23 protein-coding genes and 1 pseudogene are annotated in these 26,162 nt (G+C 65.2%); 5 read left to right on the top strand and 19 right to left on the bottom strand.

From position 1 onward, the window contains the following. Nucleotides 1-39 precede the first annotated feature (39 nt). The gene (gene pcaQ / locus K1X15_RS01080; RefSeq protein WP_240549615.1) at nucleotides 40-975 is read left to right on the top strand and encodes a pca operon transcription factor PcaQ; all 936 of its coding nucleotides are present in this window, start codon (nucleotides 40-42) and stop codon (nucleotides 973-975) included. 22 nt (nucleotides 976-997) lie between these two features. On the opposite strand, the gene K1X15_RS01075 is transcribed toward pcaQ, so the two are convergent. The 3 genes and pseudogenes from K1X15_RS01075 to K1X15_RS01065 form a co-directional block, all read right to left on the bottom strand. Beyond that, nucleotides 998-1,342 (bottom strand): helix-turn-helix domain-containing protein, encoded by a 345-nt coding sequence (locus K1X15_RS01075; RefSeq protein WP_220305684.1) that lies wholly within the window; start codon nucleotides 1,340-1,342, stop codon nucleotides 998-1,000. A gap of 35 nt (nucleotides 1,343-1,377) precedes the next feature. Beyond that, a pseudogene (locus tag K1X15_RS01070) lies at nucleotides 1,378-1,671 on the bottom strand (type II toxin-antitoxin system RelE/ParE family toxin); the annotation flags it as partial. 166 nt (nucleotides 1,672-1,837) lie between these two features. After that, nucleotides 1,838-2,710, bottom strand: coding sequence for a helix-turn-helix domain-containing protein (locus K1X15_RS01065; protein ID WP_240549614.1), 873 nt, complete (start codon nucleotides 2,708-2,710; stop codon nucleotides 1,838-1,840). Nucleotides 2,711-2,766: 56 nt separating this feature from the next. On the opposite strand from K1X15_RS01065, the gene pobA reads away from it, so the two are divergent. After that, nucleotides 2,767-3,924 carry a 4-hydroxybenzoate 3-monooxygenase gene (pobA, locus tag K1X15_RS01060; RefSeq protein WP_220305683.1) on the top strand — a complete coding sequence of 386 codons (1,158 nt, stop codon included), beginning with the start codon at nucleotides 2,767-2,769 and terminating at the stop codon, nucleotides 3,922-3,924. Nucleotides 3,925-4,113: 189 nt separating this feature from the next. Here pobA and K1X15_RS01055 read toward each other — a convergent pair whose 3' ends face one another. The 3 genes from K1X15_RS01055 to K1X15_RS01045 all read right to left on the bottom strand — a co-directional run bounded on the left by K1X15_RS01055 (nucleotide 4,114) and on the right by K1X15_RS01045 (nucleotide 7,173). After that, nucleotides 4,114-5,136 (bottom strand): TRAP transporter substrate-binding protein, encoded by a 1,023-nt coding sequence (locus tag K1X15_RS01055; protein ID WP_338033486.1) that lies wholly within the window; start codon nucleotides 5,134-5,136, stop codon nucleotides 4,114-4,116. 175 nt (nucleotides 5,137-5,311) lie between these two features. Then, nucleotides 5,312-6,634 carry a TRAP transporter large permease gene (locus tag K1X15_RS01050; protein WP_220305682.1) on the bottom strand — a complete coding sequence of 441 codons (1,323 nt, stop codon included), beginning with the start codon at nucleotides 6,632-6,634 and terminating at the stop codon, nucleotides 5,312-5,314. Further along, on the bottom strand, nucleotides 6,631-7,173 hold the full coding sequence (locus tag K1X15_RS01045) for a TRAP transporter small permease (RefSeq protein ID WP_220305681.1): 543 nt from the start codon (nucleotides 7,171-7,173) through the stop codon (nucleotides 6,631-6,633). Before K1X15_RS01045 ends, K1X15_RS01050 begins: the two co-directional genes overlap by 4 nt. A 271-nt stretch (nucleotides 7,174-7,444) precedes the next feature. On the opposite strand from K1X15_RS01045, the gene K1X15_RS01040 reads away from it, so the two are divergent. Next, the gene (locus K1X15_RS01040; RefSeq protein ID WP_220305680.1) at nucleotides 7,445-7,921 is read left to right on the top strand and encodes a MarR family winged helix-turn-helix transcriptional regulator; all 477 of its coding nucleotides are present in this window, start codon (nucleotides 7,445-7,447) and stop codon (nucleotides 7,919-7,921) included. A 17-nt stretch (nucleotides 7,922-7,938) separates the two neighbouring features. On the opposite strand, the gene K1X15_RS01035 is transcribed toward K1X15_RS01040, so the two are convergent. The 7 genes from K1X15_RS01035 to K1X15_RS01005 all read right to left on the bottom strand — a co-directional run bounded on the left by K1X15_RS01035 (nucleotide 7,939) and on the right by K1X15_RS01005 (nucleotide 16,081). Beyond that, the gene (locus tag K1X15_RS01035) at nucleotides 7,939-8,733 is read right to left on the bottom strand and encodes a crotonase/enoyl-CoA hydratase family protein (protein WP_240549613.1); all 795 of its coding nucleotides are present in this window, start codon (nucleotides 8,731-8,733) and stop codon (nucleotides 7,939-7,941) included. Further along, nucleotides 8,730-9,149, bottom strand: coding sequence for an acyl-CoA thioesterase (locus K1X15_RS01030; RefSeq protein WP_220305679.1), 420 nt, complete (start codon nucleotides 9,147-9,149; stop codon nucleotides 8,730-8,732). The genes K1X15_RS01035 and K1X15_RS01030 overlap by 4 nt, the downstream gene beginning before the upstream one ends. Nucleotides 9,150-9,158: 9 nt before the next feature. Beyond that, complete coding sequence (locus K1X15_RS01025) at nucleotides 9,159-9,920, bottom strand: SDR family NAD(P)-dependent oxidoreductase (protein ID WP_220307372.1); 762 nt, start codon at nucleotides 9,918-9,920, stop codon at nucleotides 9,159-9,161. Further along, nucleotides 9,920-11,161 carry a thiolase family protein gene (locus tag K1X15_RS01020; protein WP_220305678.1) on the bottom strand — a complete coding sequence of 414 codons (1,242 nt, stop codon included), beginning with the start codon at nucleotides 11,159-11,161 and terminating at the stop codon, nucleotides 9,920-9,922. The genes K1X15_RS01025 and K1X15_RS01020 overlap by 1 nt, the downstream gene beginning before the upstream one ends. A gap of 3 nt (nucleotides 11,162-11,164) precedes the next feature. Continuing rightward, nucleotides 11,165-13,024, bottom strand: a complete 1,860-nt coding sequence (locus tag K1X15_RS01015; RefSeq protein ID WP_220305677.1) for a feruloyl-CoA synthase — start codon at nucleotides 13,022-13,024, stop codon at nucleotides 11,165-11,167. A 56-nt stretch (nucleotides 13,025-13,080) separates the two neighbouring features. Then, nucleotides 13,081-15,093 (bottom strand): acyl-CoA dehydrogenase family protein, encoded by a 2,013-nt coding sequence (locus K1X15_RS01010; protein ID WP_220305676.1) that lies wholly within the window; start codon nucleotides 15,091-15,093, stop codon nucleotides 13,081-13,083. Between the two features lie 106 nt (nucleotides 15,094-15,199). Then, nucleotides 15,200-16,081, bottom strand: coding sequence for a DMT family transporter (locus K1X15_RS01005; protein ID WP_220305675.1), 882 nt, complete (start codon nucleotides 16,079-16,081; stop codon nucleotides 15,200-15,202). 182 nt (nucleotides 16,082-16,263) lie between these two features. Between K1X15_RS01005 and hemN the strand changes: the two genes are divergently transcribed. Continuing rightward, a complete protein-coding gene (hemN, locus tag K1X15_RS01000; protein WP_240549612.1) occupies nucleotides 16,264-17,619 on the top strand; it encodes an oxygen-independent coproporphyrinogen III oxidase in 1,356 nt (451 codons plus the stop codon). Nucleotides 17,620-17,663: 44 nt separating this feature from the next. On the opposite strand, the gene K1X15_RS21170 is transcribed toward hemN, so the two are convergent. After that, nucleotides 17,664-19,592 carry an alpha/beta fold hydrolase gene (locus K1X15_RS21170; RefSeq protein WP_240549611.1) on the bottom strand — a complete coding sequence of 643 codons (1,929 nt, stop codon included), beginning with the start codon at nucleotides 19,590-19,592 and terminating at the stop codon, nucleotides 17,664-17,666. Nucleotides 19,593-19,756: 164 nt separating this feature from the next. Here K1X15_RS21170 and hisD (K1X15_RS00985) point away from each other — a divergent pair, with 164 nt between their 5' ends. Then, on the top strand, nucleotides 19,757-21,058 hold the full coding sequence (gene hisD / locus K1X15_RS00985) for a histidinol dehydrogenase (RefSeq protein ID WP_220305673.1): 1,302 nt from the start codon (nucleotides 19,757-19,759) through the stop codon (nucleotides 21,056-21,058). Between the two features lie 52 nt (nucleotides 21,059-21,110). Here the strand turns inward: hisD (K1X15_RS00985) and K1X15_RS00980 are convergent, their stop codons facing one another. From K1X15_RS00980 to hisD (K1X15_RS00960), 5 genes are all read right to left on the bottom strand, one after another. Then, a complete protein-coding gene (locus tag K1X15_RS00980; protein WP_220305672.1) occupies nucleotides 21,111-21,812 on the bottom strand; it encodes an RraA family protein in 702 nt (233 codons plus the stop codon). 21 nt (nucleotides 21,813-21,833) lie between these two features. Then, entirely contained in the window at nucleotides 21,834-22,877 is a 1,044-nt protein-coding gene (locus K1X15_RS00975) for a cupin domain-containing protein (RefSeq protein ID WP_220305671.1), read from the bottom strand. A 97-nt stretch (nucleotides 22,878-22,974) separates the two neighbouring features. After that, nucleotides 22,975-24,018, bottom strand: a complete 1,044-nt coding sequence (locus K1X15_RS00970; RefSeq protein ID WP_240549610.1) for a LacI family DNA-binding transcriptional regulator — start codon at nucleotides 24,016-24,018, stop codon at nucleotides 22,975-22,977. Nucleotides 24,019-24,029: 11 nt separating this feature from the next. Continuing rightward, nucleotides 24,030-24,794, bottom strand: coding sequence for an SDR family NAD(P)-dependent oxidoreductase (locus K1X15_RS00965; RefSeq protein WP_220305669.1), 765 nt, complete (start codon nucleotides 24,792-24,794; stop codon nucleotides 24,030-24,032). A 1-nt stretch (nucleotide 24,795) separates the two neighbouring features. Next, the gene (hisD, locus tag K1X15_RS00960; protein WP_220305668.1) at nucleotides 24,796-26,124 is read right to left on the bottom strand and encodes a histidinol dehydrogenase; all 1,329 of its coding nucleotides are present in this window, start codon (nucleotides 26,122-26,124) and stop codon (nucleotides 24,796-24,798) included. Nucleotides 26,125-26,162: the final 38 nt, after the last annotated feature.

The raw sequence follows: 26,162 nt of genomic DNA, 5'->3' as shown, positions 1-26,162 counted from the left end.
TTCTGCTCGAATTGCCCGAAAGCGATAACCGCAAACGCCATGTCAAAGCGCATCATCGACCCCAGAATCCGGCTCCGCCACATTGCGTGCTTCCTTGAGGTGGCGCGCCTGCGATCCATGGCGGGCGCTGCCGACGCGCTCAATATCAGCCAGCCGGCCGCCACCAAGACGGTCCAGGAACTCGAAGCCCTTTTGGGCGGGCAATTGTTCGACCGCAGCCGCCGCCGTCTGGCGCTGACGGCTTTCGGCGAGGTGTTCTTCCGCTATGCCTCGACCAGTCTTGCCGCCCTCCGCCAAGGGATCGATGCGGCGCGCGGCACGCATGATGCGGCCATGGTGCGGGTGGGGGCGCTGCCCACCGTCTCGGCGCGCATCCTGCCCGATGCGGTGCGCAGCTTCACCCAGGACAATTCCGGCGTCACCACCCGCATCATCACCGGCCCCAATGGCTTCCTGCTCTCGCTGTTGCGCACGGGCGATGTCGACATCGTCATCGGCCGCATGGCCGAGCCCAATGCCATGGTCGGCCTCAGCTTCGAGCATCTCTATTCGGAACGCGTGGTGCTGGCCGTGCGCCCCGGCCATCCGGTGCTCGACGAGCCCGAGTTCAGCCTGCGCCTCATCGAGGGCTATCAGACGCTGATGCCGACCCCGGATTCGGTGATCCGCCCCGTGGTGGAACGCATCCTTCTGGCCCATGGCGTCACCCGGCTGCGCGACGAGATCGAGACGGTCTCGAACGCCTTTGGCCGCTCCTATGTGCGCCAGACCGACGCCATCTGGATCATTTCCGAAGGCGTTGTGGCCGACGACGTGGCCGAGGGGCAATTGACCTTGCTGCCGGTCGATACCAGCGAGACGCTTGGCCCGGTTGGCTTCACCACCCGCACCGACACCGCCGCCACACTCGCCGCCACCAGCCTGATGCAGGCCGTGCGCGACGTGGCCGAGCGGTTAAGGGGCGATGGGAGTTAGTCAAGGACGAGGAAGCACGCTGTCATGCGCGCTTCCTCGCATTGTCGGCATTGAACGCGTCTATGCCAATATGCACTTCTTTGCCTTGAGCTGTCCGCAGCACCAGCTCGGCGCTTCCGCCGATAGCCCGCATATACCGGGCGATTGTGGACAGCAGCATGTCGTCACTTTTCTCGGTGCGAGACACATTGCTTTGTGGAATTTCGGCGCCGGCCGCCAGCTCGGACTGGGTCACCCCAGCTTCTTTCCGAAGCGCCGCCATGGCCTCGCCCGCCAGACGCCGCGTTCTTTTGTCGTCGAGGCGATCCTGCATATCCTGCGGAAGCTCCGCACGGATATCATTCCAGGATACTGCTCCCTTTCTCATGCTCATCTCTCCTTTTGCTCCGTGCCGTCGAAGGATCAGACGTCGAGCCACCAACTGAACCGGGCGTCTGCCTTCGCAATCAAGGCCTTGTAGAATTTGTTGCTCGACACGCCACTCTTGTCGCCACCACAAATGATGACGGCGTTCCGTTCCGGGTCAAAAGCAAAGGCCACCCGCCAACAACCACTCGCTGCATCAACGCGGATCTCCTTCATATTCTTGAACCTGGAGCCGTTCAGCGTATCTACATTGGGGCGCCCCATTGCTGGGCCTTTGTCCCTGAGCAAGTCGAACACCTCGCCCAGACCTTCCTTGACCTCGTCATCGAATGCCCTGAACTCGGCGACGAAATCCGGGTGAAGACGACTTCATACGCATCCATGACGCCCCCTGTCAGTGGAACACGGAAGTCTTTATATCATTCAATGCATATATCGTCAAACGCATATTCAGCCATGCTGTCTGGTGCATGCAGAAGCCGAAACCAAACTGCCCTCACCTCTTGCGCATCTTCTCGCGCAGCGCCGCGGGGGCCATGCCGAACATGCGGGTGACGAAGCGGGAGAAATAGGCCGGATCCTCGTAACCGAGCTCGGCGCCGATCTGCTTGATCGGCAGGTTCGAGAACAGCAATTGCCGGCGTGCCTCGAGCGCCACGCGCTGCTCGATCACGGCCAGGGCCGAGCGGCCCAGCACCTGCCGGCACAGCCGGTTGAGATGGGTGTGGCTGATACCGATGGCCCCGGCATAGTCGGCCACCCGCCGGCTCTGCCGGTAGCGCTGCTCGACGAGATCGCGAAACGCGGTGACCAGGTGGCCGGCACGGCCGCTGTCTGGCGCGGGTGAGGCGGCCGGATGGGCACGCTCCAGCGCCACCAGCAGAAGTGCGAGATGGGCGCGCATGGCCACATCATGGCTGGCGCGGGGCCGATCCGCCTCGGCCGTCAGCCGCGCCAGTGCCAGGGCGATATCCTGGCACTCGCCGCGGATCACCATGGCCCCGGGCCGCGCCAGCCCCAGCCCCTCCACATCGTGCTGCATCAGCGTCACCACCAGGCCGCGCACATCGGCACTGAACTGATAGCCATGCACGATCCCTGCCGGCACCACGGCAACACTTTCGGGCAACAGGGTCCGGGCCTCGCCGTCGAGCATCATCTCGGCCCGTCCCGCGGTGAGATAGAGGAGCTGGAAGAACTGCTCGTGGCGGTGCGCGGCAATGCGATAATCGTGCAGGCGGCTGCGCGCCTGGATGGTTTCCCAGTGCAGCCAGTCCTGCCTGTGTTCGCCCCCCGTTTCGCCGTAAAGGGCATAGGTCGGGATTTCGTTCATGTTCGGATAGTGCAAGAGATTGCGCGCCCTGTCCATTCCCAAGCCCGCCCCGCGGCCGCATTGTGTGGGTGCATATACGTGGGGAGGAGCACATGCGTACTCAGGTCGCCATTATCGGGGCGGGCCCCGCCGGGCTCATGCTCGGCCGGCTGCTCGATCTCAATGGCATCGACAATGTCATTCTCGAGCGCAAGAGCGCCGACTATGTGCTCGGGCGGATTCGCGCCGGCGTCTTGGAACAGGGTTCCGTCGATCTGATGGAGCGGGCGCAGGTCGCCCAGCGCCTGCACAGCGAGGGCCTGGTGCATCATGGCACTGACCTGTCCTTCGATGGCGATCATTTGCGCATCGATTTCACCGGCCTGGTGGGCCGCAGCGTCACCGTCTATGGCCAGACCGAGGTGACGCGGGACCTGATGGATGCGCGACAGGGCGAAACCATCTACGAGGCCGATAATGTCGAACTGCATGACCTGGACGGAAAGCCCTGGGTCAGCTGGGTCAAGGATGGGGTCACCCATCGGCTGGACTGCGACTACATTGCCGGCTGCGACGGCTATCATGGCGTCAGCCGTGCCAGCGTGCCGGCCGAGGCGCTGACCACATTCGAGCGTATCTACCCCTTCGGCTGGCTGGGCGTGCTGGTCGATCAGCCGCCGGTGGCCCATGAACTGATCTATGCCCATCACGCGCGCGGCTTTGCCCTCTGCTCGCAGCGCTCGATGACCCGCAGCCGCTATTATGTGCAGGTGCCGCTCGAGGAAAAGGTCGAGAACTGGAGCGACGAGCGCTTCTGGGACGAATTGCGCCGGCGCCTCAGCGCCGAGACGGCCGAAGCCCTGCAAACCGGGCCGTCGATCGAGAAATCCATCGCGCCGCTGCGCAGCTTCGTGGCCGAGCCGCTGCGCTTCGGCGCGCTGTTCCTGGCGGGCGACGCCGCCCATATCGTGCCGCCCACCGGCGCCAAGGGCCTGAACCTGGCGATGAGCGATGTGGGCATGCTCGCCGACGCCTTCATCGAGCTCTATGGCGAGCGCTCCAAGGTTGGCATCGATCTCTATTCGGCCAAGGCCCTGAGCCGCATCTGGAAGGCCGAGCGCTTCTCCTGGTGGATGACGAGCCTCCTCCACACCTTCCCGGAAAACGGCCCGTTCGGCCGCCGCATCCAGCGCGCCGAATTCGACTATCTCGCCGGCTCGCGCGCCGCCCAGCAGGTGCTGGCGGAGAACTATGTGGGCCTGCCGAACTAGGCCCTCCCTTGCCCGCCTTTCACACCGCCCTCGGGCTCGACCCGAGGGCCTCTCTTCATCTAGCAGGCGGGTCGTGGCCCTCGGATCAAGTCCGAGGGCCGCACCGTGCAGCATGCACCTTCGCCCCCAAGCAAGAAGGGCCCGGCCAGTTTCCCGGCCGGGCCCTTCTTCATGTTCAGATCGTCTAACTTACATCTCGGCGGCGACGGCGGCCTTGGCGGCCTCATAGAGCGCCCGGCCATCGATGCCCTGGGCTTCCATGTCGGCGAACCACTTGTCGATGGTCGGCTGGGCCGCATCGATCCAGCGCTGCGTCTCGGCTTCGTCGAGCTGGACGACATTGTTGCCGGCATTGACGGCGATGGCGAGGCCGGTGGCATCGCCATTGTCCATGACGCGGCCGAACTGGCGCGAGGTCTCGAGGCCGGAATTGGCGTCGATGATCGCCTTCAGGTCGTCGGGCAGGTTGTTGTAGCTGTCCATGTTCATCACGAAGCCGAAGGTCTGGGTATAAAGACCGTTCTGGCTGGTGAAGCCGGTGTGGTTGCGCACCAGTTCGGCCACGCGCAGCGAGGGCGTCACTTCCCAGGGAATGGTGGTGGCATCGATCACGCCCTTGGAGAGGGCTTCGGTCACCTGCGGCACGGGCATGCCGATCGGCTCGGCGCCGAGATTGGCCAGCATGTCCGAAATGATGCGCGAACCACCGCGCACCTTCATGCCCTTGAGGTCTTCAAGGCTGGTGATCGGGTTCTTGGAGTGGAAGAGCCCGGGGCCATGGGTGTGCAGGGCAATGACATGCACGCCGGCAAATTCGTCGGCCGAATTGGCCATGACGTAATTGTAGAAGGCGGCAGAGCCGACCTCGCCATTGGGAACCATGAAGGGCAGTTCGAACACTTCCGACTTGGGGAAGCGGCCCGGGGTATAGCCGAGCACGGTCCAGATGATGTCCACCACGCCGTCCTTGGCCTGGTCATAAAGCTCCGGCGGCGCGCCACCGAGCTGCATGGCCGGGTAGAGCTCGAACTTGATGCGCCCACCGGATTCGTCGGCCACCTTGGCCGCCCAGGGCTCGATGGCCTGGGCCGGAATGGTGGCCTGGGCCGGCAGCATCTGGTGAATGCGCAGGGTCACTTCCTGGGCAAAGGCACTTGTGGACATGGCGAGCGCGGCCAGCGCCCCCAGTACCAGCATCTTGGTCTTCATCATTGGGTATCCCTCCCTCGTCATGGCCAGTTTGGCCGGTTCCTTGCCGTCGCCCAAACCGGCCGGTTCGGGCGATGGCCGTTCAATTCTCGGAGCCGCCGGCCGGTCCTCTGGACCATCGGGAGCGACCCCAAAATTCTCCGTCGCGCCTGCGCGCCGCCGCCTGGCGCAGACGATCCTAGTACAGCATCCACACCAGCCACAGCGTAATGGGCGGAAAGGCGACCAGAATTGCAGTGCGGACCATGTCGCTGGCCACGAAGGGCAGCACGCCGCGATAGGTTTCGGACAGGCGCGTCTCGGGCGACATGGAGTTGATGATGAACAGGTTCATCCCCACCGGCGGGGTGATCAGCCCCACCTCCACCACGATCAGCACGATGATGCCGAACCAGATGCCGAACTCGTCCGGCGTCAGGCCGAAATCGAGCACCGACATCATCGGATAGATGATCGGCACGGTCAGCAGGATCATCGAGAGCGAATCCATCACGCAGCCCATGACCAGGTAGAAGACCAGCACCAGCACCATCACGACCCAGGGATTGAAGCCCTGTTCGCCCACCCAGGCCGCCATGACCTGGGGCACCTGCGACATCGCAAGGAAGCCGTTGAGCGCGGCCGCGCCCAGCACGATCAGGAAAATCATGGCGGTGGAACTGGCCGTGGCCAGGCACGCCTCGACGATGGTCTTGCGATCAAGGCTGCGCGCTGCCAGCGCGATGATGAAGGTGCCGGCAGCGCCCACGGCGGCCGCCTCGGTGGGGGTGAAGATGCCGGCATAGATGCCGCCGATGACCAGCAGGAAAACCACCAGCACCGGCCAGGTCTTGCCCAGTTCGCGAAACCGCTGGCTATAGGGCAGGCGCTCGCGCACCCCGCCCGAACCGGGCACCATGCGCACATAGATGGCGATGACGATGATATAGCCGATGGCCGCCAGGATGCCGGGCACGAAGGCGCCCATGAACAGCTTGGCGATGTTCTGCTCGGTCAGCACCGCAAAGATCACGAGGATGATCGAGGGCGGAATGAGAATGCCCAGCGTGCCGCCGGCGGCGACTGCACCGGTCGAAAGGGCGCCGGAATAGCCGTATTTCTTGAGTTCCGGCAGCGCCACCTGGCCCATGGTGGCCGCCGTCGCCAGGGACGAACCGCAAATGGCGCCAAAGCCGGCGCTGGCGCCGATGGCGGCCATGGCCACCCCGCCCCGCTTGTGACCGAGCCAGGCCGCGGCCGCGTTGAACAGGCCCGAGGACAGGCCGCCAAGCGTGGCGAACTGCCCCATCAGCAGGAAGAGCGGCACCACCGAAAGCGAATAGGACGCGTAGGTGGAATAGGTCAGGTTCTTGAACTGGGCGGAAACGGGATTGAAGCTGCCGGTCACCGCCCAGCTGCCGAACACGCCGATGGTGAGCATGGCAATGCCGATCGGCACGCGCAGGAAGATCAGGATGAGGACGGCCGGCAGGCCCAGGAAGCCGAGCAGCAAGGGGGTCATAGTTCGGCTCCAGCGCGCTTGGGTTCGGCTTGTCCGCTCAGGGCATAGCTGAGCGAGCGGCCCAGGACATAGATGGCCACGATGACCATCGCCACCGCCCCGACAAAGCCCACCGCATAGGCCCAGCCCAGCGGAAAGCGCAGCAGCAGCGTGGTTTCCTTGTAGGCGAACTTGTCCATCATGCCGAAATAGAGCCGCCAGGCGATAAAGGCCGAGGCGACCAGCACCATGATGTCGGTGATGACAAGGATCCAGTTATTGACAGTCTGGCCGAAGCTGTCGGTCACCAGCGACACGAGCGCATGGCCGCGCTGCAGATGCGCCCAGGGCAGGAAGGCGAAGACAGCAAAACCCATGCCGATGGAGACCAGCTCGTAGTCGCCGGTGATGGGCTTGAGGCCGACCGAAAGCAGGGCGCGGCCGATAATGGAGACAACAATCATCGCGACCATGGCCATCAGGACCAGGCCACCGGCAACGGCCAGCCATTTGGCCAGCCCCACGATCAGTCGCCCCAACAGGGACTCGTCTCTAAACACGCAGGTCTCCCCCCTACTTCCAGATCGATTTAAGGCGTTGGCCGATGCCAAGTAAAATGACAATTGGCGGCCATTTCATAGCCCCCAGATTATCATAGCTGGCATTCTGACCCCAAAAACGTCATAATCGACCCCATTTCCGATAACCGTAACGAATAGGTGTGCCGGTCTCGCCTGCCGGTGCCGGAGAAGCGCTTTTTCTGCCGACATCGGCATTTGGACCGCCGGCCCCACTTGCCTTCCGCATCGGGCTCGCTAGGGTCGGCCTACGATGAACCAATCCGCCAAGACTTTTCCACCCCCGCCCTCCGCCGAATCCGACGATGCCCTGCGCACCGAGACCACGACGGGCGCCATCGGCTACCGCCTGCGGCGGGCCCAGCTCAGCGTCTTCCAGAAATTCCTCGCCTTTTTCGACGAGTTCAAGCTCAGGCCCGCAGAATACTCGGTCCTGGTGCTGATCGATGACAATCCGGGCCGCAAGCAGACCGAAATCGCCGAGGTCCTCGGCATCAAGCGCGCCAATTTCGTCACCCTGGTGCATGGGCTGGAAGAGCGCGGGCTGGTCGAGCGCATCCCCTCGGCGCAGGACAAGCGCGCCAATGCGCTGCACCTGACCGAGGCGGGCCGGGCCTTCCTTGCCACGGCCCAGGCCCGGCATGCCCGGCTTGAAGAGGAAACTGTCCAGCGGCTGGGTGGACCGGCAGCCCGTGCGCAACTGCTGGAACTGCTCGATCGGCTGATCTGACCCCCCTTGCCCAGGTCTCAACGAAAGACCGGGGCGCGTTTTTCGAGGAACGCTTTCAGCCCCTCCTCGGCATCCGGACCGGTCTGGCTCAAGGCCGCCGTCAGGCTTTCGGCATAAAGGCCGGCCTCGGGCGGCATGGTGCCGATCTGGGCGATGGCCTGGATGATGAAGCCGTTGATGGTGGGCGAATTTTTCGCGATGCGCCCGGCCAGCTCGAAGGCCTTGTCCAGGGCCTGCCCCTCGGGCACGACGTGATGGGCGAGGCCCAGACGCTCGCCCTCGACGCCCGAATAGGTGCGGCCGGTCAGCATCATCTCGGTCATTCGGTCGGGACCGATCAGGCGCGAGATGCGCACCGAGCCGCCGCCGCCGACAAAGATGCCGCGCAGGCCCTCGGGCATCTGGAAGCGCACCGTCTCCTCGGCGACGCGCACATGGCAGGTGGCGGCGAGTTCCAGCCCCCCGCCCATCACCGCGCCATTCATGGCGGCGATCACCGGTATGGTCGAATTGGCGATCACCGCCATCACCCGGTGCCAGTTGCGCGAATGGGCCATGACCTCGAGCGGCTGGCGCGCCACATGCTGGGAGAGATCGAGCCCGGAGGAGAAATGCCCGCCATTGCCGGACATGACGATGGCACGCGTTGCCGGTGGCACCGCTGCAAAGAAGGCGTCGAGCGCGGCAATCAGATCGTCATTGAGCGCATTGCGCTTGTCCGGGCGATTGAGCTGCACATGGCAGATCGTGCCCGTTTCGGTGATGGTGAGCACCTGCTCGCTTGTCATCGTCTTTTCCTTCGGGCTGGTCATGCGCTCTGGCTCAACAGGGTTCGGACTTCATCGGGCAGCGGCGCCGAACGGATGGAACCATCCTCGCCGCGCACGACCCAGACGCGCTTTTCATGGGCCTCGATGGCCAGCTCGCCATCCTTATAGAGGCTGTGTTTCACCGCAAAGCTGGAGCGACCCAGCTCGGTGATCTCGCTCCTGATCTCGACCACATCGCCGAAGCTCGACGGCCGGATGAAGCGGGCGCCGGTATCGACCATGGGGATGCCGGCAATGCCGTAATGGGCCAGCCAGTTGCGCTTGTGCATGGCAAAGGCCGCCGACAGCATGGCCGCCGTGGCATTGTCGAAGAAGCGGAAATAATTGGGATAATAGACGATGCCGGCCGGATCGCAGTCGCCGAACTGGATTTCCACCCGCGTGGTATTGGTGAACATCCAGGGCTCCTATTTGGGCTGCATGCGCAGGGCGCCGTCGAGCCGCACCACTTCGCCGTTGAGATAGTCGTTTTCCACCATGGATCTGACCAGCGCCGCAAACTCGTCGGGCCGGCCAAGGCGGGCGGGATTGGGAATGGCGGCGGCCAGACCATCCTGGGTTTCGGGCGGCAGGCCTTCGAGCAGCGGGGTCAGGAACAGGCCCGGCGCGATGGCCAGGACGCGAATGCCGAAGCGGGCAAATTCCCGTGCCGCCGGCAGGGTCAGCGAGACGATGCCGCCCTTGGATGCCGCATAGGCCGCCTGGCCGATCTGGCCCTCATAGGCGGCGACCGAGGCGGTGGAGATGACCACGCCACGCTGGCCGTTTTGGTCCGGCTCGCCCAGCGACATGGCGTGGGCGCAGAGCCGCATCATGTTGAAGCTGCCCACCAGGTTGACATTGATGACGCGGGTAAATGCATCGAGTGCCATCGGCCCGTCGCGACCGACGATGCGGCCCGCCGTGCCGATGCCGGCGCAGTTGACCAGGACCGAAGGGGCGCCGAGCGCAGCGACGGCAGCGCTGACAGCCGCTTCGGCGCTCGATGCGTCAGAGACGTCGACGGCGAAGAACTTGCCGCCCAGTTCGGCGGCAATGGCTTCGCCCTTGGCCGCGTCGCGGTCGAAAAGGCCGACCTTTGCGCCTGCCGAAGCGAGGGTGCGCGCCGTGGCAGCGCCCAGACCCGACGCGCCGCCAGTGACGAAGGCGATCCTGCCGGAAATATTCATCAAGCGGCCTCCGGGTTTTCGATCAGCATGGCAATGCCCTGCCCGCCGCCGATACAGGCCGAGGCAATGCCGTAGCGTTCTCCGGAGCGCTTCAATTCATTGGCCAATGTCAGCCCGAGGCGAATGCCTGTCACGCCCAGCGGGTGGCCGATGGCAATGGCGCCGCCATTGACGTTGAGCTTGTCCTCGTCGAGCCCCAATTCGTCGACGCAGGCCAGGATCTGGGCGCCAAAGGCCTCGTTGATCTCGATGCGGCCGATCTGGTCGAGCCGCATCCCGGCCACCTCGAGCACGCCGCGAATGGCCGGGGCCGGGCCGATGCCCATGATCTGCGGCGGCACGCCGACAGCAGCGCTGGCAAGAATGCGGGCCAGCGGCTTATGGCCGTTTGCCCTGGCATAGGCCGAGGAGGCCACCAGCACCGCCCCTGCCCCGTCGACAATGGCCGAAGAATTGCCGCCGGTCTGCACGCCGCCAAAGGCGGGGCGCAGCTTGGCCAGCACCTCATAGGGCGAGGGGCGGATGTGCGAATCCGTGTCGACGCTCTCGACCCCGCGCGGCAGCTTGATGCCGCGTTTGTCGAGGGTTTCGATCTCGAAGGTCTCGCTGGTCACCGGCACGATTTCCTCGGCCAGGATTCCGGCATCGCGGGCGGCGATAGCGCGGTTGAAGCTGCGTTCGGCAAAGCGGTCCACGCGCTCGCGGTCGATATTGTACTGCTTGGCGAGGTTCTCGGCGGTGTCGCCCATATTGACGCAACCAGCCGGGTCGTAGAGCGCTTCCCAGAGGAAGTCCTTGAACTCCACCTTGCCCATGGCAAAGCCATTGCGGTGGGTATAGGCGGCAATCGGATTGCGGCTCATCGATTCACAGCCCGCGCCCAAGGCCAGATCGACACGGCCCAGCGACACCGAATCGGCCGCCTGGGCGATCACCTCGATGCCGGTGCCGCAGATGCGCTGCACCAGATGGGCGGGCGCTTCGATCGGCGCGCCGGCATAGAGGCCGATATGGCGCGGGGTGACATAGGCGTCGAACGAGGCCTGGGCCATGGAGCCGGCAATGGTATGGCCGATATCGGCGGCCTTGACGCCGGTGCGCTCGATGGCCGCGCGGGCCGCCTTGATGCCCAGGTCAATGGGCGAAATCTCGCTCAGCGCACCACGATAATCCACAAAGGGGGTGCGGGCGCCGCCGAGCAGGTAAGCGTCGTCGAAGGTGAGGCGGAGGCCTTTGCTCATGGGTCAGGCACCTTTCCGGGAGAAAACGAGAATGTCGGGGCCGGCTGGTTCGGCATAGAGGCTTTCGACCAGTTCCGGCCGGTGCGTGCGCACCGCCCGCTGGTTGATCGAGCCCTTGTCGGTCACCTCGCCCCGGTCGATATCGGGCGGCTCGGCCAGCAGCAGCGCGCGGGCCACATGATTGGAGCTGCCGGTGGCCTTGTCCGAAAGCGCCGCCAGGCTGTCCACGAATTTCTGCCGCACGGAGGGGTGACCCAGAATGGCGTCGGCGGCCGCGTCGGCCGGCAGGCCGGCATGGCGGGCGCAGGCGGCAAGGTCGGGGAAGATCATGGCGCCGATGAAATTGCGGTCGAGGCCGGTGATGACCACGTCGCGGATCAGCGGCGCGCAGGCCGCGATGACCCCGGACCGCACGGCGGCGAAATTGACCCAGGTGCCGGTGGAGAGCTTGAAATCCTCGGTGACGCGGCCGTCAAAGACCAGGCCCCGGGAGATATCCCCGGGATCGGCAAAGCGCACGGCATCGCCAATGCAGTAATAGCCTTCCTCGTCGAAGGCTTCCTTTGTCTTTTGCGGGTCGCGCCAATAGCCCGGGGTGACATTGGGCCCCTTGAGCCGCAATTCGGTCTTGTCGCCGCTCGGCACCAGCTTGAAGGCGATGCCGGAGGCCGGCAGACCGACGTGACCCGCTTCCTCCACCGGCCAGGTGGTGGTGGAGGCAAAGGGCGCCGTTTCGGTGGAGCCATAGCCGGTGATGATCATGATGCGCTCGCCGGTCTCGGCCAGCGCCGCCCGGTGCAGTCCCTCGAAGACATGCTGGGGCAGGCCGGCGCCGGCATATTGCAGCAGCTTGAGGCGGGCAAAGAGGTTGCGCCTGGCCTCGGGGTGATCGTCCAGCGCCGCCACCAGCAATTCATAGGCCTTGGGCACATTGGTGAAGAAGGTCGGCTGCACCATGGCCAGGTTTTCGAGCGTGCGGGCAAAGCGCGCCGGAGTGGGCTGGCCGTCGTCGATATAGAAGCTGCCGCCATTATAGATGGCGATGCCGACATTGTGGCTGCCGCCGGCCACGTGGTTCCAGGGCATCCAGTCGAGCAGCAACGGCGGCTCGTCGGTGAGGAAGGCCAGCGCCTGGCGGATCATCTGCTGGTTGCAGGCCATCATCCGGTTGGTGGTGATCACGCCCTTGGGCAGGCCGGTCGAGCCGGAGGTGAACAGCACCTTGGCCACGGTATCGGGGGTGATGGCCTGATGCGCTTCCGCGACGGCCGGTGTCACCTTGGTTTCCAGCAAGTCATCGAACAGCCGCACAGGACGCCCGCCGATGGGGTTCGAGCGCACCACAAGCGGCACATCGGCGCCGAAGACCGCCTCGATCGCCGGCGCGAATTTCTGCCCGTCGCTGGCATAGACCATGCCGGGGGTGAGGAGGCCCGCAATATGCCTGAGCTTGCCGTAATCGGTGGAGATCAGCGAATAGGCCGGCGAGATCGGGGCATAGGGAATGCCCACCCAGATGGCCGCCATGCCGAGCAGGAAATGCTCGATCTCATTGCCCGAGAGGATCATCAATGGCCGCTCGGCGGAGAGACCGGCATCGAGCAGCGCCTGGGCGAGCGGGACAATATTGTCCAGCGCCTGGGCAAAGCTCAGCCGCCGCCAGCCCGCCCCTTCGCGATCCGCCATCAGCAGGGCATCGGGGGTTTTTTGGGCCCATGCTTCCAGGGCATCGACGATGGAGCGCGGATAGTCGCCCAGCGGCACGGTGGAGCGCAGGACGACAGCGCCGTCATCGCGCCGCTCGGCCGTCGCGGACATGGTGCCCAGCCGCACCGGGCGCATCGGGCTCGCCTGATGGTTCATAAGTTCCTCCCTCATTTCGTATTTGTTATGTGTCATAACAAATACGATTGCAAGACCTATCGCCCTGTCGCAGTGTCGAAGGGGTGAGCATAGGGTTCGGGCGCCAGCCCCGCCAGCAGGCTCGAGCACCCCTCCGCCATGTCCTCGCCGGTGGCGGCGATGCGGCGGCGCAGGGCCCGCAATTGCCGGGTCCGCAGCCCGGCCCTGCCCGCCCGCACCCGTTCGCGCAGTAGCGTGCATTGCAGGTCGGCAACGCGCCATTGCGTCTCGTCCTCGGCGGCGGCGTGGTGACAAAGGGCGAGGATCGACACCAGCCACTCCACCTGCTGGCCGAAGCGCTGCAGCACGATCTGGGCGCTGGCCAGTTCGAGCTGGAAGTCGAGGCTGAGGCGCAGATAGGTCCAGCGCAGCCGCACCAGTTCCCGCTCCGCGAAATCGGCATGCGCCTTGAGGCTGTCGGGCAAGCCGCGGCCGGCCCCCGACGCCACCGGCATGACGAGAGCGCCGAGATTGCGGATCATCCATCCGGCGAGCCGATAGAGCGCGGGACTGCGGATGAGGCCCAGCATGGCCTTTGCCGTCCGCTTGGGGTGACGCAGCATGGTGCTGAGCCCAAGGCGCAGGATGCGCTGCTCCGGCGGCACAGGCCCGCCCGCTGCGTCGCGATTGACCGCCTGCAATTCTCCCAGGAGCGGCGCCAGATAGCGTTCGACAAAGGGCAGGGTGACGTCGCGCACCATGCCCATGCGGATCATCTCGTCCTCGCCCTCGACCACGCCGAACAGATGCAGATTGGCCCGCGCCGCATTGACCCGGCTCGCCGCGGCGAAGCTGCGCCCGCCCAGCACATGCTCGCACGCCGCCATCGACTCCAGCCCGGTCTGGGCGGCGGCCGACTTGGTCAGGTCCCGCAATCCGGCGAGATCGGCGCCGCTGGCATCCTGGCTCAGCGCCAGAAAGGCCAGCGCCCGCGCCTGCAGCGACCCGCCCAGCATGCGCCCGATGGCGAGCCGAGGCAGTTCATGCCGGATCACCAACCCACCCACGCCCAGCCGTTGCCGGGCATAGTGCGCAGCATCGGCGGCAAGCATGCGCTGATAGCCCGCCGACATGGCGGCGAGCATGCAGCGCCCCAGGCGCAGGCTGTAGAACAGCACCTCGACCCCATCGCCCTCGATCCTGCTGGCCTTGGGGATGGGATAATTGGAAAAATGCAGCCGGCTATTGTCATTGGCGGTGAAGGCCGCCACCCCCGATGGGGTGCAGCGGAACGACCAGCCGGCTTCGGCCGCCTCGACATCGGCCTCCGGCAGGCGCGTCAGGAACAGGCCCAGCTGCCGCCCGCCCTGCCCGAGACGCGCCACGATGCCGACCAGCGCGCCATGCCGCGCATTGGTGATCCAGAGCTTGTTGCGCGAACCCTCGGCAAAGAGCCGATAATCGCCGGATGCATCGGTCTCAACATAGGCTTCGATCTTCTTGGCGTTGACCCCGGTACCAACCTCGGTCAGCGCAAAGCCCATGGGCACGCCCTCGGCCACCAAAGGCAGGAAGGTGCTTTTCTGCGCGTCCGTGCCATAGGCAAGCAGCCAGCCGGCGCCGATGGTGAGGTGCCCGGACACTTCCACCGCCATGGGCCCCAGCCCATTGGCCGCCAATGCCTCCTCGACTGCGGCCAGTTGCAGATAGCTTTCGCCGCGCCCGCCGAATTCGGGCGGCACCGTCAGGCCATAGGCGCCCTCAGCCGCCAGGGCCTGCCGCAATGCGCCCGAAAGCTTGCCATCGACCGTGAAGGCCTCGCCGCTGGCCAGGACCTTGAGCGCGGCATCGACCACTTCGTGTCCCTTGCGGGCCAGGTCCGTCGCCATGAGCCCACCGGCCCGCAATTCGTCGGCGCCGGGGGCCGGACCATAGATCAGCCGCTCCACCAGCCCGCGCCGCGTCGGCGCCAGCTTGCGGTCGGCGCCACTCGCAGCGCTGTCCAAGGCGCCGATGTCGCGCGCCGCCTCCGCATCTCCCGCCGCCTCCAGCGCCCGCGATGTCGTCGACGTTGTTTCGCCAGATGCCATGGTCCCAGGTCCTCCCCGACCCCGTGCCGCGCACTTTCCTATTTGTTATATGTCATAACAAAAATGGCCACAAGCCGACTCGGCTTCCAGAATTCCAGCGTAGCCCTCAGCCGATCGTGGCCGGCACGGCCCGGCGGCCGCTATTGAGCACGCAGGCGCCCACGATCAGCACCGCGCCGAACCAGAAGGACATGGCCGGCATCTCGCCGAAGAAGACGAGGCCCAGAAGCGCCGCCCAGAGCAGGCCGGTATAGTCGATAATGGCAAAGACCGTGACCGGCAGGCGGCGCAGGCCATTGATCACCAGGAGGAAGCCGGCGGCACCCAGAAGCCCGATCAGCACCACGAGCCCGGGTGTGGACCCGCTGATGACGGGCATCTGGCCCAGTGCCAGCGGCAGGGCCAGAAGCGCCGCAACGGCCGATTGCCCCAGCGTCATGGCCGCCGGCTCCTCGCGGCCGGAATGATGCTTGAGCAGCGCCAGGATGCTGGCATAGCTCACCGGCGCCAGCAGCGCTGCGGCCCAGGCCAGGGCCGAACCGTGCAGGCTTTCGAGCGACAGGCCGCCGCCACCGAGAATGATGATGCCTGCCCCCGCGGCGCCCAGCGCCAGGGCCAGCACGGCCCGGCCATCGAGCCGCTCCTTGAGCACGATGGCGCCGATCAGCGTCACATAGAGCGGGGCGGTCATGCCGAGCGCCGCCACCACGGCCAGTTCCAGATTGGTCACCGCATAAAAGAACATCGAGGCGGTCGCCACCAGCATGACGCCGCGCAAGGCCTGCCGCCCGAAATCGGTTGGCCGCGGCCATTGCCCGCGCGTCAGCCCGATCCATAGCGCCAGCCAGAGGGCGGCGCCGAGAAAGCGCACGAACACCACCTGGAAGGTGGTCAGTTCGGCGCCCAGCGCCTTGGCCACCGCGTCCATGCAGCACATCAGGGCAATGCCGGCGGCACTGAGAAAAAGACCGCTGGTCCGGGACGACATCGGGGAACACTCGTGGGGCTGGGTCAGCGCAGATGACCGGGTTGGACAATGGGCATAGCCGCCCCGGCGGCCCCGCGGCAAGTCCGTCACGCGCGTGGCCGCGAGTTGACCCAGAACAAAGTCGGGGAGAATGCGAGCTGCTAGGGCTGCCGCAAATCCCGTGTTCCGAGACGAGGCGCCGCGTGTATTCCACCCCATCCGAACTGGTCGAACGCTATAGCCGGCCTGTCCCCCGCTACACCAGCTATCCCACGGCGCCGCATTTCCATGCCGGCGTCGACAGCGCGACCTATGCCTCCTGGCTGCGGCACCTGCCGCGCGAGGCGACGCTCTCGCTCTATCTGCACATTCCCTATTGCGACCGGCTGTGCTGGTTCTGCGGCTGCCACACCAAGCACACATTGCGCTATGAGCCGGTGGCCGACTATCTCAAGGCGCTTTATGCCGAGATCGATTGGGTCAGCCAGCAGCTGGAAGGGCGCGGCCGGGTCACCGCCATCCATCTGGGCGGCGGGTCGCCAACCCTGCTGACGCCCGAGGATCTGCTGGCGCTCAAGGTCAAGCTTGGCAGTGCCTTCACCCTCTCCCCCAATGCCGAAATCAGCATCGAGATCGACCCTAATGATCTCGACGAGGGGCGCTATGACGCCATGGCGGCGTTCGGCCTGACCCGCGCCAGCATCGGCGTGCAGGATTTCGATCCGCGCGTGCAGAAGGCGATCAATCGCCAGCAAAGCTTCGGACAGACCCGCGCGGTGGTCGAGGCGATGCGGGCGCGCGGGGTCGGCTCGGTCAATCTCGATCTCATCTATGGCCTGCCCTACCAGACCATGACCGGCCTTGGCCGCACCATTTCCCAGGCACTCGACCTGGCGCCTGACCGGGTTGCCCTGTTCGGCTACGCCCATGTGCCCTGGATGAAGCCGCACCAGAAGATGATCCCCGAGGAGGCATTGCCCAACCAGCATGCCCGCTACGAACAGGCCGTGATGGCCGGGCAGATGCTGGTGGAGGCCGGGCTCGAGCCGATCGGCTTTGATCACTTTGCCCGCCCCGAGGACAGTCTCGCCGTAGCAGCACGGCTGGGTCGGCTGCGCCGCAATTTCCAGGGCTATACCGATGATGCCGCCGACGCGCTGATCGGGCTGGGTGCCTCGGCCATCGGGCAATTGCCGCAGGGCTATGTGCAGAACATCACCGCCACCGGCGAATACAGCAAGGCGGCTCTGGCCGGCGCGGGCGCGACCGCCAAGGGCTTTGCGCTCTCGGCCACCGACAAGCTGCGCGCCCACGCCATTGCCACCCTGCTCTGCCGCTTTCGCCTTGAGGCGCGCGACCTTGCGGGCTTCGGCGCGGCGGGCAAGGCCTTGATGGGCGAGGCCGCGGCCATCGCCCTCACCGATGCCGATGGGCTGACCGAAATGCGCGACGGCGTATTCAGCGTCACCGAGCGCGGGCGGCCCTTTGTGCGCGCCATTGCGGCGCGCTTTGACACCTATCTCGGTGCCGGCGCCGCGCGTCATTCCGCGGCCGTCTAGGCCTGGAATGCGGGCCGGTCTTCGCGCCGGCCCGCCTGTCCTGCTCAGTCGTCGAGATCGGCGTCCGCCAGCTGGCCGAGCTTGACCTGGGTGAGCAGGCTGAGTTCGTCATAGACGGTCCACTCGTCGACGACCTTGTCGTCCTTCCAGTGATAATGGCTCATGCCCATCACCTGCACGCGCTTGCCGGTCGGGTCGCCCAGCGTGCCCAGAATGCCATAGCCCAGGTGATGACCTTCCATGATCCAGCGCACGGCGACCTTGGTGCCGCCTTCCTCGCATGGATTGGAGGCGACATGCTGGATTTCATAGGACGCATCGGGCAGCGAGCCGATCAGCCCCAGATGCTGGTGGATGATGGCGGCGTGGCCATAAAGCTCCTTCATCAGCGGCCCGTGATATTGCGCATTGGGCGCATAGTCCTGGGCGATGCGGCCGAACATGCGCTTGACGAAGATTTCGTGCAGCATCTCGATGGTCCGGGCTTCCACGTCATTATGCGCCAGCGAGGTGTCGGCCTTTTCGGCCGGTGGGGTCTGGCCGACAAAGCGTCGGTTCTCGCCGATATCGAGCGAGACAAGCCCGGCCTCGAACTTGGCCTTGGCGGTCTTCATGGCGAAGTGATGCGGGTCGAGCCCGAGCTGCTGGATGATGGCCATGGTGTCGGCCACCACCCATTCGCGATAGATCTTGTTCTGGAAGATCATGCAGTCGGCAATCGTCCGGCTGACGAAAGGCTTGCCGGTCGGCTGGCCGAGATGGCCATATTGGGTGTGACGCCCCGAGCCGGTCACCAGATGGCTCGTATAGAAGCCGTCCTTGTCATTGCCGTTCCAGATCACCTGGGTGCCCATGCCGCGCCGCTCGGGAAAGCTCACCAGCCGCTGGATGGTGTCGCGCACGATGTCTTCGCGGTTGTAGATCGTCCCGGTCGTGCCATAGAGCACGCAATTATGGGTGTAGTGGGTGTAGATCAGCCCGATATCGCGCTCGTCCCAGATCTTGTGGGTGCAACGGATGATGTAGTCGACGATGTCGGTATAGATGTCATCGAAGCCCTCCAGCGACTGGCCGCGCGGCCGGTCGGTGGGCGCCAGATCGGTATAGTCATGCCGTTCGACCTGCAGCACCGATTCCGCGGCGACCGGGGCAGCGGCCTTGCTCTTGGGATTGCTCGTTGCGTCGCTCATCTTGGCTCCTTGGGTCTGTGACGGCTCGTTCGAGAGATTTTCGGGCCAGGCCAGCCAGTCGCGCACATGACGCGCCACTGCGGCCGGATTTTCAAGCGGGGCAAAGTGCCCGGCTGCAGGAATGGTAAAATAGCGGGCCCCGGCAATGCCGCGGGCCAATTCCTCGTGGGCGGCCAGCGGACACACCTGCTCGTCCGCCCCTGCCAGGATCAGCGTCGGGCAGGCAATCGCCGCAAGGCGGTCGCGGCTGTCTGCCCGGTGGATCGCCACTTCCGATTGTGCGGCCAGCAGCTCGGCGCCGGCATCCCGGGCCATGGCCAGGATGATATCCCTCAGCCGCGCGTTGCCCGCATTGGAAGGCGACACCAGCCGCTCCCAGGCATCGAGAATATAGGAATCCATGCCCGCGGCCCGCGCCCGCACTACCGCGTCGCGCCGCACCGCTGCATTGGGCTCGGGATCAGGCCGCGGCGTCGTATCGACCAGCGCCAGCCGCGCGATCCGCTCCGGCGCCTGCGCCGCCATTTCCAGCGCGACGATGCCCCCAAGGGAGAAGCCGAGCAGCGCAAAGCGTTCCGGCGCCCGGGCCAGCAGCCGCCGTGCCAGGTCCGGAGTGGTCTCCGCCCCGTCCATCGGCAGCACCCGCATGTCGGGATGGGCCAGTTCTGCCATCAGCGGCGCGAACAGCCGCGCGTCGCAGACCGTGCCCGGCAATAGCAGCAGCGGCACGCCGGAGGCGTGCTGATCGTTCTTTGCCAACTGGGTCGTCACATGCGTGTTCATGTCACCGGCGCGGGACCTCGACGAAAGATCGAGGTTCGTTTCGCCAAAAAACACTGGCAAATTTTGAATACGTATGCAAGATCGAATTTCAGGGCCGCCGGGCATGGGAACGCCGTTCAGAATGCGTTCATTCTCGATGGCCAGGACCTACCCCGGAGTGCGCAATGACTGAACCCGTTTCCTCGCCCTTTCCCGGCGTCACCTATGTGAAGGCGCCCGAGCGCTCCTCTGTGGGCGACAATGCGCCCGTCGAGACGCTGGTCAGCGAGATCATCGCCAATGTCCGCGCCCATGGCGACAAGGCCGTCCGAGACTATTCCGCCCGCTTCGACAAGGCCGAGCTCGAAATCTTCGAAGTCACTGATTCCGAACGCGAATCCGCCCTCAACGAACTCGATCCGCAGACCCGCATGGACACCGAATTTGCCATCGCCAATGTCCGCAAGTTTGCCGAGGCGCAGCTTTCGACCATCCTGCCGCTTGAGGTCGAGACCCTGCCCGGCGTCCATATGGGCCATCGCGTCATCCCCATCGAGCGCGTCGGCTGCTACGTCCCCGGCGGCCGCTATCCCCTTCTATCTGCTCCGATAATGACGATCGTCCCGGCAAAAGTCGCCGGCGTCGATGAGGTCATCGCCTGCCTGCCGCCCAATGCGCACAGGGCCATGATCGCCGGCTGTCACCTCTCCGGCGCTGACCGCATCTTCCGCATTGGCGGGGCGCAGGCCATCGCCGCGATGGCCTATGGCACCGAAAGCGTGCCGGCCGTCAACAAGATCGTGGGCCCCGGCAATGCCTTCGTCAACGAGGCCAAGCGCCAGGTCTTCGGCCCCGTCGGCATCGACCAACTCGCTGGCCCATCAGAGATTTTTGTCGTGGCCGATGCGACCGGCGACGCAGAGATGATCGCAACGGACCTCCTCGCCCAGGCCGAGCACGACATCCGTACCCGGGTGGGGCTCATCACCACCGACCGCGCGCTGGCCGAAGCCACGCTGGGCGAAGTCGAAAAGCAGCTCGAAACCCTGTCCACGGCCAATACCGCCCGCGAGGCCTGGATCAATTATGGCGAGATCACCGTCTGCGAGGACGAAGCCGCGATGATCGCCTATTCCGATTTGATCGCCGCCGAACACCTGCAGGTGCATACTGCCGACGCCCAGGCCTTCGCTAAAAAGCTGAGGAATTACGGGAGCTTGTTCATCGGCGAGCTGGCGAGCGTCGTCTATTCGGACAAGTGCTCGGGCACCAATCACACCCTGCCCACCATGGGCGCGGGCCGCTATACCGGCGGGCTCTGGGTCGGCGCCTATGTCAAGATCGCTACCCATCAATGGCTCGACGAACGCGGCGTCGCCCAGGTGGCGCCGCCGGCCGCCCGCCAGTCCGCCAGCGAGGGCCTCGAGGGCCATCGCCGCGCCGCGCAATTGCGGCTCGACCGCATGCAGGTCAAGAAGAGCGCATAAACGAAGGGCCGGTGGAAACACCGGCCCTTTCAATTCCGTCTAACCCGTTGCACTAGCTGATCTTGTCCGCCGCGGCCCAGGCCGCCCGGAGCTTGTCGATATTAAATCCCGGCGCCCTTGCCGCCGTCAGGATCGGCACTTCCTTGCGCAGGACCACATCGATTGCCCAGGCCATGCGCTCGATATGCGCGGCGGGAATGACCACCGCGCCATGGCGGTCGGCATGGATCAGGTCACCGGGCCGCACGCTCATGCCGAACACCGTCACCGGGCAATCGAGCTCGGTCACATGCACGAAGGCGTGGCTCGGGCCCACGGCGCCGGCGATCACCTGGTAACCCTCGTCCAGCATGCCGAGATCGCGCAGCACGCCATTGGTCAGGGTACCGGCCACGCCGAGCCCCTTGTGCTGGGCCACCTGCATCTCGCCCCAGAAACCGCCGATCACATGGGGCCAGTCGGTGTCCTCGATGACGACGACATTGGGACCGTCGCCGGCCGAGACATATTCGTAATACTGCATGCGGAGGGCCCGCACCTCGGCGGCTGGCTTCTGGGCCGGGGACGAGGCGCGGATCTTGGCGGTGCGGGCAAAGCCGACGACCGGGGGTAGCGCCGGATCAGCGCAGACCACGGGATGCTTGGTAAAACCTTCTGCCGTGCGGCCGCCCATGACATGCTCAAGCGCATTGCAGACGGTCGGCGTGTCCACCTTGCGCAGAACGGCCAGGGTTTCGGGCGAAAGGGTGGGCATACGCATCTCCATGGGTTCGGCCTATTCCGCAGCCTGCGCCGTAGCAAACACCGGGGCGGCCGGAGAGGCGGCGCCGCGGATGACAAAGGCGATGGCATCGGCCGAGGCCGGATTGCGGAAGCCATGCATCAGCCCGATCGGCACGGTCAGCGTATCACCGGCGCCCATGATCAGCGATCCGCCATCCCAGGTGAATTCCAGCGTCCCGGACTGGACGAAAATCACCTCCTGCTCGGCGCGGGCATGGGCGGGGATGATGGCACCGGTTTCGAGTTTCAGGCGCCGCAGGGTGAAGTCGTGCTGCCAGTGGCCGCTGATCGGGCCGGCCTTGATGCCGTCCTGCCCGTCGACATCGCCGATCACACCCGCTTCCTCGACGCCATCGCCAGACAGCGGCGACTTCGGATCGCCTTTGATATCGGCCGCCTTGATGGCGTATCTGGCCAGTTCGGACATGGGCGGGGTCGCCAGTTCCTTCAGCTTCTCGGCGGTGGGGGGCTGTTCCAGTTCGGCCCCTTCGGGCACTTTTTCCCCCAAAGTGGTGTCGACCAGCTTGCCGCCCTTGAGGAGCTTGAGGCCATAGTCCTCAGCCATCTTGAACACGCTCGGGGCCCAGACGACCTTGCCGGGATCGTCGTGCCCGAGCACCACGAAGAGGAAACCGGTGCCCTCGTCGAGCTTTTCAAAGCCGCGGAACATGTGGGTGGGCACGGTGGCGACGTCGCCCGGTTCCACATCGATATAGCCATCGGTCTTGTCGGGCCCGAAGACGAAGCGCCATTTGCCGGTGTGGACCACGAAGGTCTCGGCGGTGAGGTGGCTGTGCTGGGAATTGGTGCAGCCGAAAGGCTGGCGCGCGGCCCCGACATTGAAACCGTGGGCCTCGGGAATATGCACCACCTGGGCCGGGTTTTCCGACACGCCCGGACCGATGATGGTGAAGTTCTCCTTGCGGTCCGAGCCCGGCGTGCGGGCGTCGATAAAGGCGTTGCGCAGCCCCTTGAGGTCGGCATAGCGCACCAGGCGCTTTTCCATTTCGGCCTGGGTCCAGCTCTTCTGGGTCATGGTGTGATCCCCTTTCCGTGTGCAGGATAGCAGTTTTGCATTCGTATGCAATATGACTCGGAGATGTGGCGGAGCCGTGTCGAAAGCGACATTTTCTTCAGCTCTTGCCGGGTTTGTAGAGGCGGCGACCGTCGACTTCGACAATGCCGGACTTGGGCAGGCGGGCGGAAGTGCGCACCACCAGATCACCGCTCAGGATACGGTGCTCGGCCTCGATCTCGCCCCGCGAGATCTGCCCCATCAGGATATTGACCGTGGCTTCGACCATCCGCTTCATGGGCTGGCTCATCGTGGTGATGCCATAGGCCGTCCAGCGCGCGGGGCCGACATCGTCATAGCCGACGATGGAGAGATCGTCGGGGATGTTGAGGCCGAATTCGTAGCGCGCCACATCCATGACGGCGACGGCCATGTGGTCATTGGCGACGAACACCGCGTCGGGACGGTCAGGGCGCGCGAACATTTCCCGCGCCGCCGCCTCGGCCTCGCCGCGATCGTAATTGCCGACGCCGACGACGATGTCGTCATGCCCGGCTGCGGCCAGCACTTCCTGGTAGCCCGCAAAGCGGTCGCGATTGGTGGAAGAGCTTTCGATGCCCGAGATATAGCCGAAGCGCCTGTGGCCGCCGGCGAGGAGGAATTCGGCGATGCGACGGCCACCTTCGCGGTTGCGCGCGGTGACGCTGGAGACCGCATCGCGCTCGGTGGTGCGGTTGAACAGCACCACCGGAATACCGGCGGCGGCACATTCTTCGGAGAGGTGCGACGAGAGCGTCGTCGAGGCCAGGATGATGCCATCGACACGGTACTGCATCAACTGGTCGAAGACCGGGTCGCTGTCGCGATCCATCTGGCCGGTGAACAGCAGGAGGCGATAGTTTTCCTTGGCCAGCAGGCGTCCCAGTTCCTCGAGCACATCGGGATAGAACAGGTTTTCCAGATAGGCCATGACCACGGCGATGATGCGCGAGCGGTTGGTGATCAGCGAGCGGGCAATGGCATTGGGCCGATAACCCAGCTCCTGGGCGGCAGCCATGACCTTTTCGCGCGTCTTGGGAGAGATGGAGGCGCCGGGGGTAAAGGTGCGGGAGACTGCCGACTGCGAGACGCCTGCGCGGCGCGCCACTTCGGACGAGGTCACTCCGGGCTTTTTTACTCCGCCGTCCATCCGCCATCCACCAACAGGGCCGCACCGGTCACCAGCGCCGCAGCGTCCGAGGCCAGAAACACGATCGGCCCCATGATATCCTCCACCCGGCCCAGTCGCCCCAGCTTGATCTTGGAGAGAACCCAGGCCCGGAATTCGGGATTGCCGAGGTTCTTTTCAGTCAGTTCTGTTTCGATAAAGGTCGGGCAGACCGTGTTCACCCGAATATTGCTGGCCCCCAACTCGATGGCCATGGCCTTTGTCAGACCTTCAACAGCATGTTTGCTGGCCGAATAGACCGCGCGGTTGGGGCCGCCGACATGGCCCATCTGCGAGGAGATGTTGATGATCGATCCGCCCAGGCCCGCTGCCTGGAGCTTTCCGGCCACGGCCTGGCTGACAAACAGCGTTGCGCCCAGATTGAGCTGCATCACGGCCTGGTAGTCTGGCTCGGTGATGCCGGCAATATCGCTGTGGCGCGCCGTGCCGGCGGAATTGACCAGCACTTCGAACGGGTCGCTGTCCTCGATGAAGTCCCGCACGGCGGCAAAATCGGTGATGTCGATGGCCACGCCCTCGGCAGAATGTCCGGCGGCCGCCAAGGCATTGACGACCTGCCCGATATCGCTTGGCGTGCGCGCCGCAACCGTCACATGGGCCCCGGCCTCGGCCAGGGCCACCGATGCCCCCAGTCCGATGCCGCGGGTCCCCCCGGTCACCAGGGCACGCTTGCCGTCTAGCCGGAAACTGGGGGTCCTGGGCAGGTTCATGTCATTGGCCGTTTCTGCGGGTCGGTGTCGCAGCGGTACCATAGGGCACATTGCGACCGCCATAGCGGCGCACGCGAATATTGGCCTGTTCGGCGTGGCCCACAAAACCCTCGAGCATCGAGAGGCGCGAGCCATATTCGCCGATCATGGCCGAGGCCGCATCGCTGGTGACATTCTGCCAGGTGCAGGTCTTGAGGAACTTGCCGACCCACAGGCCGCCGGTATAGCGGGCCGCCTTCATGGTGGGCAGGGTGTGGTTGGTGCCGATCACCTTGTCGCCATAGGCCACATTGGTGCGCGGCCCCAGGAACAGGGCGCCGAAATTGGTGAGGTTGTCGCGGAACCAGAAATCCCGGTCGGTCATCACCTGCACGTGCTCGGAGGCAATGCGGTCGGCTTCGGCCAGCATTTCCTCATAGCTCTCGCAGACGATCACCTCGCCATAGTCCGCCCAGGACTTGCGGGCCATGTCGGCGGTGGGCAGGATGTCGAGCAGCCGCTCGATCTCGGCCATGGTTTCGCGCGCCAGCTTTTCCGAATTCGTCAGCAGGATTGCCGGGGATGTCGGGCCGTGTTCAGCCTGGCCTAGAAGGTCCGTGGCGCAGAGTTCGCCATCCACCGTTTCGTCGGCGATGACCAGGGTTTCAGTCGGGCCGGCAAACAGGTCGATGCCGACGCGGCCATAGAGCTGGCGCTTGGCCTCGGCCACGAAGGCGTTGCCCGGCCCCACCAGCATGTCGACCGGCTCGATGCTCTCGGTGCCGATGGCCATGGCGCCGATCGCCTGGATGCCGCCCAGCACATAGATCTCGTCCGCACCGGCCATGGCCTGCGCCGCGACAATGGCCGGGGCCGGCCTGCCATTGAAGGGCGGCGCGCAGGTAATGACGCGCGGGCACCCTGCGACCTTGGCGGTCAGCACCGACATATGGGCAGAGGCCAGCAGGGGATATTTGCCGCCCGGCACATAGCAGCCAACGGCATTGATCGGCACGTGGCGGTGCCCCAGCGTCACGCCCGGCAGGGTCTCGACGCTGAGATCGAGCATCGTATCCTTCTGCTTCTGCGCAAAATTGCGCACCTGGGCCTGGGCAAATTCGATGTCGGCGAGGTCCTGATCGGTCAGTTCTGCCTTGCAGGCGTCGATTTCCTGCTGGCTCAGCCGGAAGTCGGTGCGCTCCCATTTGTCGAATTTGAGCGAGAGCTCGCGTATCGCCGCGTCGCCGCGCTTCTCGATGTCGGCCAGGATGGCCTCCACCGTGGCGCGGACCTGGCGATCCGCCTCGGCACGCTCTTCGACATCCTTACCGCGCTTGAGCCAGGTTGGCATGATGAGATCCCCTCTCCGTTCGATGAATGCTACTGCAT

The organism is Devosia salina (assembly GCF_019504385.1).
Lineage (GTDB): Bacteria > Pseudomonadota > Alphaproteobacteria > Rhizobiales > Devosiaceae > Devosia > Devosia salina.
Note: the sequence above shows the minus strand (reverse complement) of the source record. Positions and strands in the feature narration are given on the sequence as shown.